This is a genomic window from Caminibacter pacificus, assembly GCF_003752135.1.
GTDB classification, from domain to species: Bacteria; Campylobacterota; Campylobacteria; order Campylobacterales; family Nautiliaceae; genus Caminibacter; species Caminibacter pacificus.
In genome coordinates, this window is record NZ_RJVK01000004.1 from 15,271 (window position 1) to 28,902 (window position 13,632).

The 13,632-nt window shown below is 35.8% G+C and carries 12 protein-coding genes; 4 read left to right on the forward strand and 8 right to left on the reverse strand.

Going from position 1 to position 13,632, the window contains the following annotated elements:
• The first annotated feature begins 40 nt into the window (after positions 1 to 40).
• Positions 41 to 535 carry an ATP/GTP-binding protein gene (locus EDC58_RS07625; protein ID WP_123352926.1) on the forward strand — a complete coding sequence of 165 codons (495 nt, stop codon included), beginning with the start codon at positions 41 to 43 and terminating at the stop codon, positions 533 to 535.
• Here EDC58_RS07625 and EDC58_RS07630 read toward each other — a convergent pair.
• The 4 genes from EDC58_RS07630 to ilvD form a co-directional block, all read right to left on the reverse strand.
• Positions 510 to 1,370 carry a nucleoside recognition protein gene (locus EDC58_RS07630; RefSeq protein ID WP_123352927.1) on the reverse strand — a complete coding sequence of 287 codons (861 nt, stop codon included), beginning with the start codon at positions 1,368 to 1,370 and terminating at the stop codon, positions 510 to 512. The genes EDC58_RS07625 and EDC58_RS07630 overlap by 26 nt on opposite strands.
• Before the next feature lie 113 nt (positions 1,371 to 1,483).
• A complete protein-coding gene (locus EDC58_RS07635; protein WP_123352928.1) occupies positions 1,484 to 3,070 on the reverse strand; it encodes a sensor domain-containing diguanylate cyclase in 1,587 nt (528 codons plus the stop codon).
• Positions 3,071 to 3,093: 23 nt separating this feature from the next.
• Positions 3,094 to 4,182: a GGDEF domain-containing protein gene (locus EDC58_RS07640; protein WP_123352929.1), complete on the reverse strand. Its 1,089-nt coding sequence runs from the start codon at positions 4,180 to 4,182 to the stop codon at positions 3,094 to 3,096.
• 28 nt (positions 4,183 to 4,210) lie between these two features.
• Complete coding sequence (gene ilvD, locus EDC58_RS07645; RefSeq protein ID WP_123352930.1) at positions 4,211 to 5,899, reverse strand: dihydroxy-acid dehydratase; 1,689 nt, start codon at positions 5,897 to 5,899, stop codon at positions 4,211 to 4,213.
• Between the two features lie 269 nt (positions 5,900 to 6,168).
• Here ilvD and EDC58_RS07650 point away from each other — a divergent pair, with 269 nt between their 5' ends.
• Genes EDC58_RS07650 through EDC58_RS07660 form a run of 3 tightly spaced genes read left to right on the forward strand, consistent with a single transcriptional unit; the run spans position 6,169 to position 10,180 of the window.
• The gene (locus EDC58_RS07650; RefSeq protein ID WP_123352931.1) at positions 6,169 to 9,525 is read left to right on the forward strand and encodes a hydantoinase B/oxoprolinase family protein; all 3,357 of its coding nucleotides are present in this window, start codon (positions 6,169 to 6,171) and stop codon (positions 9,523 to 9,525) included.
• 32 nt (positions 9,526 to 9,557) lie between these two features.
• A complete protein-coding gene (locus EDC58_RS07655; protein WP_123352932.1) occupies positions 9,558 to 9,794 on the forward strand; it encodes an antitoxin in 237 nt (78 codons plus the stop codon).
• The gene (locus tag EDC58_RS07660) at positions 9,794 to 10,180 is read left to right on the forward strand and encodes a type II toxin-antitoxin system VapC family toxin (protein WP_123352933.1); all 387 of its coding nucleotides are present in this window, start codon (positions 9,794 to 9,796) and stop codon (positions 10,178 to 10,180) included. Before EDC58_RS07655 ends, EDC58_RS07660 begins: the two co-directional genes overlap by 1 nt.
• Here the strand turns inward: EDC58_RS07660 and EDC58_RS07665 are convergent.
• From EDC58_RS07665 to EDC58_RS07680, 4 genes are read right to left on the reverse strand one after another with little or no spacing between them, the layout of a single operon-like run.
• The gene (locus EDC58_RS07665) at positions 10,177 to 10,695 is read right to left on the reverse strand and encodes a hypothetical protein (RefSeq protein WP_123352934.1); all 519 of its coding nucleotides are present in this window, start codon (positions 10,693 to 10,695) and stop codon (positions 10,177 to 10,179) included. The genes EDC58_RS07660 and EDC58_RS07665 overlap by 4 nt on opposite strands.
• Complete coding sequence (locus EDC58_RS07670) at positions 10,692 to 11,660, reverse strand: MlaD family protein (RefSeq protein WP_123352935.1); 969 nt, start codon at positions 11,658 to 11,660, stop codon at positions 10,692 to 10,694. Before EDC58_RS07670 ends, EDC58_RS07665 begins: the two co-directional genes overlap by 4 nt.
• Complete coding sequence (locus tag EDC58_RS07675) at positions 11,657 to 12,406, reverse strand: ABC transporter ATP-binding protein (RefSeq protein ID WP_123352936.1); 750 nt, start codon at positions 12,404 to 12,406, stop codon at positions 11,657 to 11,659. The genes EDC58_RS07670 and EDC58_RS07675 overlap by 4 nt, the downstream gene beginning before the upstream one ends.
• Complete coding sequence (locus tag EDC58_RS07680) at positions 12,403 to 13,473, reverse strand: MlaE family ABC transporter permease (RefSeq protein ID WP_123352937.1); 1,071 nt, start codon at positions 13,471 to 13,473, stop codon at positions 12,403 to 12,405. The genes EDC58_RS07675 and EDC58_RS07680 overlap by 4 nt, the downstream gene beginning before the upstream one ends.
• Between the last annotated feature and the right edge of the window lie 159 nt (positions 13,474 to 13,632).

The window sequence follows — 13,632 nt, forward strand, 5'->3', positions numbered from 1 at the left end:
AATTCCTTTTTTTGTCGATTTAAAAATAAAAGGCTATAAAATGCTTATCGACACTTCTTCGATTAATTCAACCTCGTTTTCGTTTCATTTTACCACAAGTAGCGGAGATAGGATAGATTTGGAAATGAGTGACAGCTTAAAAGCTACGAGTAGTTACAAAAAAAGTTCGGATACTACGGTAAAAGAGATTAGTTTGGAACATGCTTTTGAATATAAATTTCATTATAAAGGGAACGGATTAAGCGAGCAAGATAAAAAAGAGATAAAAGAAGCATTTAAGAAGATAAAACCTATGTTGGAGAAATTCTTAAAACAAAAAGATACTAATGAAAAAACGATGACGAATTTTTCGCAGATGTTGAAATCATCACTTCCTTTGCCAAAAAACGATAATCACCTAAATGCAATTAAAAACGAGGGTGTAAAAACTTTTGATGATGTTTTAAATGAAATAAAAGCTTCTTTTGATGAGCTAAAAAAAGCAAAAGAGCTTTTTGATAAGTTGTTTTCTAAAAATTTTGAGTTTTATGTTTGAACGGATAAAATTTAACGACCAAATAAGAAAAGATAACGGCTAAAATCACCCTGATAGAAACCAAAAGCCAAAAGTTAGCTCCGAAAAGTACGAATAAAAGAGGGTCTTCTATTAGAGAGTGGGCTATCATAAGAAACGTACCCACAAAAAGCAGCTCTTTTTTACTAAGACGATTTTTTTCAGCTATCAAAATCCCCGCTCCGTAAGTAATTCCCAAAATTATGCCCGTAATTATCGAAAAGGGAGCGCTTAGGTTTTTGTTTTTGAATAGTTTTTCTTTGATAAAATGCATAACGATGATGATTATTGTTATTAAAATGATGATTTTTACAGCCAAAACGGAGGCGTTATATAAAGAATTTCCAAGCATATCCCAAAAAGAGTCGTAATGAGGTAGCGATATCTCTTTTTGGAGTGTTTTACCTTCTATATGAATAGGAAGCGCTCTAAAAACAATAACGGCAACTATTCCTACACCTATTCGAAGAAGTGTGGAGTACCAATGAGGCATACCGAGTTTTTTCATGATAGAATTTTCAACGGGCAGTGCGTGAGCGATACCCAAAAAAAGCCCTAAAATTGTCCATTCGTAAGGCGTTAGCCCAAGAGGAGCGGCAAATGCTATTGCGGCGTAGAGATTAAAAAGCACTCCGGCGGCAATTGAAAGAGAAACCTCGGGACTTAATCCCATAATGGAAGTAATAGGTTCGAAAATAAAAGATATTTTTTGCAAAATTCCGAAATAGATTAAAATATCCGCTAAAAGATAAAAAGGAATTACAAGTTTTATGATTAAAAGAGCAGTTTTCAATGATTGGTTTATTAGTTGTTTCACTCTTACTCGCTTTTTAAAGGCATTGTAACAAATTGTAATTATTATTTAATATTCCCTTATTCGATTGTTTATAAAACGGCGATATCGGAGTTTTTTCGTAACATTTTGTTACACTATATTTCGACTCTGTTTTTTCCGTTTTGTTTTGCTTTGTAGAGGTTGATATCGGCTCTTTTTATTGCATCAAAAAGAGTTTTATCAAAAGAATTAAGCTCGCTAATTCCGACGCTTATTGTGAATTTCAGGTTTTTATTTCCTATTTTTACTTCTAAATTTTCAATAGCTTTTCTGATTTTTTCAGCTACTTTATACGTATCTTGAAGAGAAGAGTTCGGCAGGATTAATAAAAACTCCTCACCTCCGTATCTGATTAAAAAGTCCTCTTTTCTGATGATAGATTTTATCGTATCGGCAAGTTTCGTTATTATCAAATCACCAATATCGTGACCGAAATTGTCGTTTATTTGTTTAAAATTATCTATATCGAGCATCACAATACCGACTTTTGTTTTTTTCAAAGAGTATTTGGTAAATAGTTGGTTGGCTTTTTCTTCTAAAAATCGTCTGTTAAGAGCTTCGGTTAGGCCGTCTTTGTAGGCTTTGTCACTATACTCTTCAACTTTTTCGCTTAAGATATTAAGATATGTTTTGATTTTTTGAGCCACTTCTATTAGATTGTTTTTATAAATATCAAGTTCGTCTTTAGGGGTGGTTTTTTGAGGAATTTGAGAAAATTTTTGTTCTTTTATGAGAGTTAAAATTTTATTTATATCTTCCATTTTTGTAAAAATCCACCTAAATAGTATAAAAACTATCCCGAAAGCCACTAAAAATCCTAAAAGTTCGATAATCGTTTTTTCGATAAGGATTCTTTTTATAGTCGCAATCGATTGTTTTATGTCGTCTTTTATTACCAAATATGCCATAGGATGTCCGAAAAAATCTGAAATTTTGATTTTTGTGAAAACATAATTGTTTTTTACTTCAAATCCGGGTTTTAAATCGATGTTTTTAAATACTTTTCCTAAAACCTTGTAGTTTTCATAAGTCGGTAGTTTGGCGTATTCTTTGTATTTTTGAGGTAAAAGCATTTTTTTTAGAATATCGTTATTTAGATAAATGCTTACGCTTTGAGCTCCCAACTTTTCAAACAGCTTTTTAAAAATTTTAATGTTTAACCCAAAAGATAGGCTTCCAAGGATTTTACCGTTATAAATTATCGGATATGTTGCTCTAAGACCAGGATATAATCTACAGACATAATAATGGGTAGAAGGTTGAAAAGACGTATCCACCCACAAAATATCGGCTCTGCTTTTTGAGACGTTGATGTTGTATTGTTTTAGATTTGCAAAATTGACGAAACTTATTGCAGGAGCTTTGAAAAAATGAATCTCTTCGATTATATTTGAATTATGCAGATTTTTATAGAGAGGTTTTATATAACTGATTAATTTTGTTCTGTTGTTTTCAAGATAAGATTCTATGATTATAGGAGAAGAAGTTAAAAATTTAGCAAATGCGTCTAAGAATGTTTTTTTACTGTCGTATAAAACGTTATATTCTTTTAATCGGTTTTCATATGTTTCTTTTGCTTTTTGAGTGACTAGTTTTGTAAGGCTTTGTTGATTGTAAAAAAAAGAAATGATTATTATGATTATAGTTAAAGTCGCTAGTATGAAATATATTCTTTTTTTCACTTAAAGCCTTTATGTCTTAAATATCATAGTTCAACTCTGTTTTTTCCGTTTTGTTTTGCTTTGTAAAGGTTACTATCGGCTCTTTTAATGGAATCATAAATATTTTGATCGTTATATTCTATTTTTGAAATACCTGCGCTAATTGTGATTTTCATATTATCCAAGGAATTCGACTCCACGGCTTTTATGAGTTTTTTAGTTATTCCTAAAGCGGTGTGAAGTTCCGTTTCGCTTAGTAAAATCAAAAATTCTTCGCCTCCGTATCTAATTAGAATGTCTTCTTTTCTGAGGTTTTCTTTTAAGATTTTAGCTACGTATTCTAAAACTTCATCTCCTTTTTTATGTCCGTATGTGTCGTTTATTTTTTTAAAATCGTCGATATCTATCATAATAACGGAAGTAGGAAAAGATGAAACTTTTGCTTTTAGGAAAATTTTGGTTTCTATTTCTTTGAAAAAATTTCTATTGAAGGTTTGGGTAAGTTCGTCAATATAGGCTTTTTTCTTGTAATCTTCGACTTTTAGAGATAGAAGTTTTATGTACGTTTCTATCTCTCGGCCTAATTTTACTATTTCGTTTCTAAATTCGTCACAAATGTTTTTTTCCGGTGTTAGGGGAGGCAGTTTTTCAAATTCTCTTTGTTTAATATTGGCGATTATACTTCTTACTATTTTAAATCTTTTTAGTAAAAATTCGATAAAACAAAACATTAAAGTAAAAAACATTAGAGAAATAACGGTAATGACTATTAAATTTATTGTCGCTAATTGTAATAGAGGAGATATTTCTTGTTTAATACTGTCTTTGATAATTATAGTTTTATCTTTAATTCTAAAAATTGAAATAACCGTATTATCTATGATTTTATAACCTGGATTTTCTTTTGTGGAGATAATTTCGGCATTTTTAAAATTTTTAAGAAAGTTTTGTAAATTTTTTTCATGAGTTAAAAGTTCGTTTTTTCTTAGAATGTAGATTTTTTTTGCAAGATTTTCTTTTAGGGAATTAATAGTTTTTTTATTTACTTCGTAGCTTAAAAAAATGGCAAAAAAAGTTACTAAAATTAATATCGAAAAAATAGTAATACGTATCTTATAATGTTTTAAATTCATAAAGTGCCCTTTAAAGCGGGCAAAAGGCTTATTCAGCCTTTAAAACAGCTCCGTTACTCGCGTTTGTTACTAACATTCGGTATTGTTTTAGCCATTTGCCCGGTACTTCTTTTTTAATCGGTTTGAATTCTTTTTTTCTTTTTTCGATTTCTTCTTGTGGTAAATCGACATTTATAGAGAAATTATCAACATCTATTTCGATAATATCTCCGTCTTTTAGAAGTCCTATCATTCCGCCCTCAGCCGCTTCAGGAGATACGTGACCGATACTTAGCCCCCTTGTAGCACCAGAAAATCTTCCGTCCGTGATAAGAGCGACTTTGTCTCCAAGCCCCATACCCATAATTAAGCTTGTAGGAGCAAGCATCTCTTGCATTCCGGGACCTCCTTTAGGCCCTTCGTATCTGATTACTACGACGTCTCCTTCTTTTACTTTTCCGCTTGTAATACCCTCAATCGCTTCTTGCTGAGAATCAAAACATACGGCTTTTCCTCTGAATTTTCTGCTTCCTGTGATTCCAGCCGTTTTGATTACGCATCCTTCTTCGGCTAAATTACCGAAAAGTATCGCAAGTCCTCCCACTTCACTATAAGGATTTTCAATAGGATGAATTACGCTCGGGTCTTTAACTTCGGCGTCTTTGATTCTGTCTGCTACTGTTCCGCCTTCGATTACAGGGTTGTCAAGGTAAAGGATAGTGTCGCTTCTTCTGCTGATTTCTTTCATAACGGCACTCATACCGCCTGCTCTGTGGATATCTTCCATATGTACCGTTTGAAGTGACGGCGAAATTTTTGCGATGTGTGAAGTGTGTCTTGCGATTTCGTTTAGTTTGTGAAGGTCAAAATCAACATCCGCTTCTTTTGCGATAGCCATCATATGAAGTACGGTATTTGAGCTACCTCCCATAGCCATATCCACTACGAATGCGTTGTGGATTGCCTTTTCGTTGATTATGTTTTTGATTTTGTATTCTTGTGTGAGCTTCTCGTCTTTAGCGATTTCGCATATTCTTCTTGCCGCTTTTCTTAATAGCTCTTCTCTTTCAGGCGTAAGCGCTAAAATCGTTCCGTTACCTTTAAGCGCAATACCCATAGCTTCGATTAAAGTATTCATAGAGTTTGCCGTAAACATACCAGAACAGCTTCCTCCACCCGGACACGCAAGACATTCAAGCTGATAAAGTTTTTCTTCGTCGATTTCGCCTTTTTCGAATTTACCCACTCCCTCAAATACCGTCGCAAGGTCGATAGGAGTTCCGTCAGGTAAATGGCCGGCTCTCATAGGACCGCCTGTTACAAAGATAGTAGGTACGTTTACTCTAAGCGCTCCCATAACCATACCAGGAGTAATCTTATCGCAGTTCGGGATACAGATAAGAGCGTCGAGTTTGTGGGCGTTCATAACCGTTTCGATAGAATTTGCGATAATTTCTCTACTTGGTAAGCTATAAAGCATTCCGTCATGCCCCATAGCGATTCCGTCATCCACACCGATTGTGTTAAATTCAAACGGAACGCACCCGTTTTTTCTAATTTCGTCTTTAACGATTTCAGCGTATTTGTTTAAGAAAAAATGTCCCGGAATAATTTCGATAAAGCTGTTGGCAACTCCGATAAAAGGTTTGTCAAAGTCCTCGTCTTTAAGCCCTGTGGCTCTTAATAAACTTCTGTGAGGGGCTCTATGCCAGCCTTTTTTTACTTCATCACTTCTCATATTCTTCCTTTTGTTAGTTTTTTGCTTATTTTATCACAAAAATATTATAAAATTCTTGAAACTTGAAATGTTAAAACTAAATAAGCGAAACAATTGCGAATTTTAATGGAAAAAAAGCGTTAAAAAAAGCACACTAAAAGCGTGAGCGGTCTGTGCTTTTTAGCTTTTTTGCAATGGCTAAAATTTGCTCTTTTGTTGAGCTATTTAGTTTTATAATGTTTAAGAAGTCGTATGAGAAGTATGAAAATAATCATTTTAAAAGGGCGCGTATGCTGAAAATCGCAATAGACAGAGGCGGGACTTTTACGGATATTTATGCGGTGTATAAAAACAGGGTGATTGTAAAAAAGATATTGAGCGAATCGCCTTTTTATGAGGATTCGAATACTCAGGCGATAAAAGAGGTTTTTGATGAACTCGGCGAGGAGTTTGATTTAAGCAAAATAGAGTGGATAAGGCTTGGGACGACTGTGGGGACGAACGCTTTGCTTGAGGGCAAGGGGGCCGATGTTACGTTTGTAGTGACAAAAGGTTTTGGAGATTTGCTTGAAATTCGAGACCAAAGAAGAGAGGATTTGTTTGCTTTGAATATCAAAAAACCGAAACCTCTTTATAAAAAAGTAATTGAAATAGATGAACGCGTAATGCCGGGAGGCAGGGTGGAAAAAGAGCTTGAAAAAGAAATAGAATTTGACGAAAACGTAGCGGTTTTGTTTTTACACTCATACGAATATCCGGAGCATGAAAAGAAAATAAAAGCAAAATCAATTTCAAGAAGTCATGAAGTCTATCCTATCATAAACGCCGTATATAGAGGCGACACGACGGTGATTGATGCGTATCTCACACCCGTGATTAAAGAATACGTCGCTAAAATCAAAAAGAATCTCGGTGAAAATATCTATTTTATGAAAAGTGACGGCGGGCTTTGCGGTGCGGATGAATTCAGAGGTGCCAATTCCATATTAAGCGGTCCGGCAGGCGGAGTCGTGGCGTTAAAGACCATATACAAAGATAAAGCGCTAATCGGATTTGATATGGGCGGAACGAGTACGGATGTCAGCAGGTTTGACGGAGAGATTGAGCTTAAGTATTTCGATAAAATCGCCGGGCATTACATAAGCTATCCTATGGTGGATATTCACACCGTCGCAGCCGGCGGGGGAAGCAGGCTTTTTTATAAAGACGGGATGTTTTTGGTAGGGCCTGAAAGCAGCGGCTCTAACCCCGGACCACTTTGCTACGGAAGAGACGGGTATCTTAGCATTACCGACGCAAATGCCGTCACCGGAAGAATAGATGTCGAAAACTTCCCGAAAATTTTTGGAAAAAGCGGAAAAGAGCCATTGGATATTGAGGCGAGCAAAAGAGAATTTGAAGAAATTGCAAAAAAAGTCGGCAAAAGCATAGAAGAAGTGGCAGAAGCGTTTTTGGACGTGGCAAACGAAAATATGGCAAACGCAATAAAAGAAATCACTGTCAAAAAAGGATTTAACCCGAGTGAGCACGTGCTTTGTAGCTTCGGAGGAGCCGGGGCTCAGCATGCAGTAGGGGTGGCGAGGAAACTCGGAATAAAAGAGATTTTTATACACGCTCAAAGCGGTATTCTCTCAGCCTACGGCATAGCAAATGCGGATATTACAAAAAGCGAAACGATTGTGGTGGAAAAAGAGATAGAAGAAGTTGATTTTGAGAAGCTTTTTGAGGGTGCGGATGAGAGAAAAGTGTTTTTAAAATACAAAAACACCAATACCGCGATTGAGGTTGAGTATAAAAAAGACTTTTTGGAAGAATTTAAGGCTAAATACAAAAGAATGTTCGGATTTTTGCTCGATAGCGAAATAATCGTGGAAAGCATTAAAAAAGTGTATGTCAAAAAAAGCGAAAGTATAAAAAGAGCAAGAATTAAGTCAGCAAAAATGAAGCCTTTTAAACAAAAAGAGATTTTTCTAAACGGAAAATGGCAAAAAGCGGACGTTTATAAGGATATTTTTGCCGGTAACGTAATAAAAGGACCGGCTTTGATACTTCAAAACACTTCCACTATTTTACTGGATGAGGGAAGTATTGCGGAGATAAACGAATACGGAGATATTACGATTAAACTAAAAGACATCAAAGAAACGGCGCTTTTAAAAGAAGCCAAATTAAGCTTATACGCAAACAGACTCAAATTCATAGCCACAAAAATGGGGGATATTCTTAAAAAGACGGCAATGAGTGCGAATATCAAAGAAAGAGAGGATTTTTCGTGCGCTATTTTTGATAAAGAGGGCAACCTTATCACAAACGCGCCTCATATTCCGGTGCATCTTGGAAGTATGAGCGCAGTTGTTAAATCGATTATCAAAAAACACGAAATAAAAGAGGCTACTTACATCTCAAACGCTCCTTACGAAGGAGGCTCTCATCTGCCGGATATCACGGTTGTGACGCCTTATTTTAAAGACGGAGAACTTATTTTTTGGGTGGCAAGCAGAGGTCATCACGCCGATATCGGTGGGGTGGTGCCCGGAAGTATGCCGCCTTTTTCGAAGACTTTGCAAGAAGAGGGGGCTGTGATTGAGAGTTTTGAGATTGTGGAAGATGGCGAATTTAAAGAAGAAAAAATAAGAGATATTTTAAAAAGTGCCGGTGCAAGGAAAATAGAAGAAAACATAAGCGATATAAAAGCCCAGATTGCTGCGAATATGGCGGGGATTGAGGAGCTAAAGAGGCTTGATATCAAAGAAATGCTTTGGTTTTTTGAAGAAATCAAAAAAATCAGCGCTGGGAAAGTTGAGAAGTTTTTTGAAAATTTAAAAGAAGTGAGCGCTACCGAGTATCTTGATAACGGAGCGATTATTAAATTTAGAGCTTACAGGGATGAAAAAATAGTTTTTGATTTTAGAGGCAGCTCACCGGAGCTTTTTGGCAATCAAAACCTGCCTTTTTCGGTGCTTAGAAGCGCCGTGATGTATTCTATAAGGGTAATGCTAAATGAGGATATCCCGCTAAATGAGGGAATATTGGAAAATATCGAAATAAAAGTCGATGAAAATTCGATTTTAAATCCTTCAAAAGAAGCGGCGGTAGTGGGCGGAAACGTGACTACCAGCCAAAGAATAGTTGACGTGATATTTAAAGCTTTTGAAGTGGTGGCGGCGAGTCAGGGGTGTATGAATAATGTAATTTTTGGAAATGAAAATTTCGGATATTATGAAACCATAGGCGGTGGTGCGGGAGCCGGGGACGGGTTTGATGGAGCCGGCGGAGTGCATACCCATATGACGAATACGAAAATCACCGACGTTGAAGTTATTGAGAGAAGATATCCCGTGATGATAAAGGAATTCAGTATCCGAAAAAACAGCGGTGGAGACGGAAAATACAGAGGTGGAGACGGGCTGAAAAGAGTTTATAAATTCCTTGAAGACGTTGAGGTGAATCTCTTAACGGAAAGACGAGTATTCGCTCCATACGGACTAAAAGGCGGTAGTGAGGGCAAAAAAGGTGAAAATTTGCTTTTAAGAAATGGAAAAATCTATAACCTAACCGGCAAAAACAGCTTTAAAGCCCAAAAAGGCGACGAGCTTATAATCAAAACACCGGGAGGGGGAGGGTATTTGACAAAAAATTCTAAATAATATATACTTTTTGTATATACAAGGAGATAAAAATGATTACGAAAGTTTTTAAAAACGGAAATTCAAAGGCCATTAGGATTCCTAAAAATTTTATTGACGATAATGTAGAATTGGTCGAAATTAAAAAAGAAGGGGATAAAATAGTAATTGTTCCCAAAAAAAACTCTTTAGACGAGTTGTTTGAACTTATAGAAAAAAACAAAGAGATAACAAAAGATTTTTTAGATGAGAGAAATCAGCCTTTAACTCCGTCAAAAGAGATTTTTTAATGTTTTATATGCTGGATACGAATATTTGCTCGTATATTATTAAAGGGTTTATTCCGAAATCGAAACTTGAAAACAAAAACATTATAATATCTTCTATCGTCGCGAGTGAGTTATTGTATGGCGCAAAAAAGAAAAACTCTAAAAAGCTTATCAAAATCGTTGATTTGTTTTTAAATAACTTTGAAATCGTTGATTTTAATATAAAAGCTGCAAAAGAGTATTCGAAAATAAGAGTGGAACTAGAAAAACAAGGACTAATTATAGGGGCGTATGATTTACAAATTGCGGCTCATGCAAAGAGTTTGAATGCCGTTTTGGTTACGAATAACACAAAAGAGTTCGGAAGAATTAAAGGTTTAAAGCTTCAAAATTGGTTGGAGGATTAAAAACCTCCTAACCACTCTACCAAATCCTTCTCAAATTTTTCCACCGCTTTGTTAAATGCCGCAACGGCGCTTTTTGCGTTAGGGGAGCATGGGATTTTGTAGTGGAAATCTTTTGTTTTGTCGTTTGCGTATGCTTTGATATCAAGCACTACGTAAGATGAGTTTTTGGTAACGACGTGGGTTGCGTTTGTGACGAAGAGTTTTAGGTTTATGTCGGCTTTTTTATCGAAATAGACCGCTTTGTAGGCGTTAAAGAGTGCGTTATATACGCTTTTTTTTATGAGGTTGTCAAAGTCATCTATCCATTGAGAGTAGAGGTACGGGTTTTTCTCAAAGCCTTTTTGCCAATATATTTTTCTTGTTTGTAAGATAGGGGTCGTTTGGATTTGCAGGTTTATCGTTTTATCGGATTTTTGCGTGATTTGGACGTTCGGATTTATCGTGTAGTTCGTTACTACGTTTTTGCTGCTGCACGCAAGAAAAAAAAGAGGTGTTATCAGAAGTAGTTTTTTCATTCTCCAGGTCCTTTTGGTGGATTTGCTTTTTTGAAAATAATATCGCTTGGTGAATTTTGGAGTTCGTTTAATAGGTTTTCGAGTTTTATTGTGGCTTTTTTAATTTCGTTGCTTGTGGTGTCTATCGGCTTGAAACTCTCAAGCAGTGCGTCTTTTAGGTCGAACTGTCCCTCTTTTGTTTTTTTTGTAAGCTCGGAAATTAAAATATTGCTGTTTTTTACGAAAGAAGAGACGTTTGAGTTTAGCTGATTGAAGTTTTGAGTAAATGCTTTTTCAGTTTTAATCGTATGAGTTGTGAGGTTGTGAATGTCTTTTCGTAAGGCGGTGATAGTTTTGTTTAGGTTGTTTTGTAATTGATTGAAGTTTTGGATAGTGTCTTTTAGCATATATTTGTTTTTGTCTAAATATGCGCTGATTTTTTCGAGATGTATAAGCATATTTTGTAAATGAGAAGCTTTTTTAGGGTCTAATATCGTATTTAGATTATCGAGTAATGTGTTTAGTTTGTCCGTAGTACTCGATAACGCTTCGAAAAGTTTTGCATTGAATGACGGGATTGTTTTGATTGTTGCGGGGTGGTGTTTTGACGTTTTGAGAATAGGGGAATTTTTGCTTCCTCCTTCGATTTCTATATATTTTAATCCCGTAATTCCTTCAAGCTCGAGTACTGCGTACGAGTCTTTTCTAAGAGGGATATTTTTATCTACCGTAAAAGTTACGATTACGGAGTTCGGCTCGTTCGGGTTGATAGTGATTTTTTTTACGCTTCCGATATTCACACCCATATATTTTACGGGTGAGGCGATATTAAGTCCTGAGACGGATTCGTGAAAAATCGCTTGGTAGTAGTTTTTGGGTTTTTTGTTTGCGTTAAACTTACCGAGCCAATATATGAAATATACCGCACCTGCCGTTAAAAGCAGGGTAAAAACCGCGAGGATTATGTAGTTTACTCTTCTATTCATTCTATCTCCATTAATATTGGTTTTAAAAATTTTTGGACTTTTTTGTCTGTGGATTTTACTGCTTCGTCGAATGTCCCTTCGAATACCACTTTTTTGTCTATTAATATACAAAATCTATCTAAAACGTTTGCGATTGTTTGAGGGTCGTGTGTCACCATAACGACCGTCGGTTTGAAAAGCGAGTGTAGCTCTTTAATCAGCGAATCGAAAGCCCTTGCGCTTACCGGGTCAAGGCCGCTTGTGGGTTCGTCTAAAAAGAGGAGTTTGGGATCAAGCGCCAAGGCTCTTGCGAGTGCCGCTCTTTTTACCATACCTCCGCTTAAGTTTTTCGGCATTTGGTAGGCGACTTCTTCTTTTAAGCCGGTGAGTTTTAGTTTTGATATGGCTGTTTTGATTATGAACTCTTCCGGTAAATCGGTATATTCTTCAAGGACTACGCTTATATTTTCAAGTACGTTTAAAGAGCTGAAAAGTGCCCCGAATTGAAACAAAACACCCCAATTTTTTTTGAGCTCTATCTCTTCTTTTAAGCTTAGTTTCGTGATGTCTTTTCCCATTATTTCAATAAGCCCTTTAAAGCTGTGTTCTAATAGTATCATCTCTCTTAAAAGAGTACTTTTTCCGCTTCCGCTGGCTCCTAAAATGCCGTAAATTTCGCCTTCGTAAATCGTAATGCTGATGTTGTCGTGGACTACTTTTTGTCCGAACTTAGTCGTTAGGTTTCTTACTTTTATTATTTCTTTCATATTCCGAACTTTGCAAAGATAATTGAAAATATGGCATCAAGCGCAATAACCCAAAATATAGCGTTTACGACACTTTTTGTGGTGTATTTTCCTATATCTTGAGTAGAATTTCGCACCTGAAAACCTCTATACGTTCCGATAAGCGCTATGACTATTCCGAAAAACGGAGCTTTTCCAAGCCCTATGAAAACTTGCGTTAAAGATAAAACGTCTCGGGTTCTGTTTAGGAACATATCAAATCCGATGTTTAAACTAAGAGCCGAGATTATCATACCTCCCAAAATCCCTATCATATCGGCGAAAAACACGATTAGAGGCATTGCGATAATCATCGCTATTACTCTTGGAATTACCAAAAACCAAAAAGGCTCGAATCCCAATGTTTTCATAGCGTCAATTTCTTCCGTGAGTTTCATTACTCCTATTTCGGCACTAAAAGCGGATGCGCTTCTACCGGCTACGACTATAGCTGCTATTAGAGGGGCTATTTCTCTAAAAATAGAGATATCAAGCATATCTACGATAAAGATATTGGCTCCGAATTTGCTAAGCTGCATAGCGCCCTGATATGCCATAACAACACCCACCAAAAAAGAAGTAAGCCCCACAATCGGCAACGCCCCGGCTCCTGCTTTTACGATAATGGCCGCCGTTTCTTTAAATCTGAATTTCCAAGGATGTGTGATTAAAAATATCAAAAAATAGATAAATTCGCCGAAAAAAAGGAGGAAGTTTATAGTGTTTTCTTTTATTGCGAAAAAGATGTCGTTTAGGTAGTTTGATGCGTGAAATAAAAAGTTTGTTTTTTGCTCCGGAATTTTTAAATCTTTTGCATTTTGAGCTACGAAATTAAAAAGTTCTTTTAAATGAGGAGGCAGATTGATGATTTTGTGGTTTTTTGAGAGCTCCACCAAAAACAAAGCACCCTCGTAATCCATACTTTTTAGCTCTTTTAGGTCTATTGTCATATTTTTTTCTTTTTTTAGGTAATAGGCTTTTTGAATCGTGTTTTTATCCAATGAGCCTACTAAAGAAATTAAATGGTGGTTTGTTATTATTTTTAGCATTATTCTCCTAAAGTCAATTTTTATGTGCGTATTGTACTAAAAAAACTTGATATTTAAATGACAATCTGAAATATTATTCATCCTTTGAAAGGTATTTTAACATATTCGAAAAAACGACGATTAAAAACCATAATTTGATATAATTACACTAAAAAATTT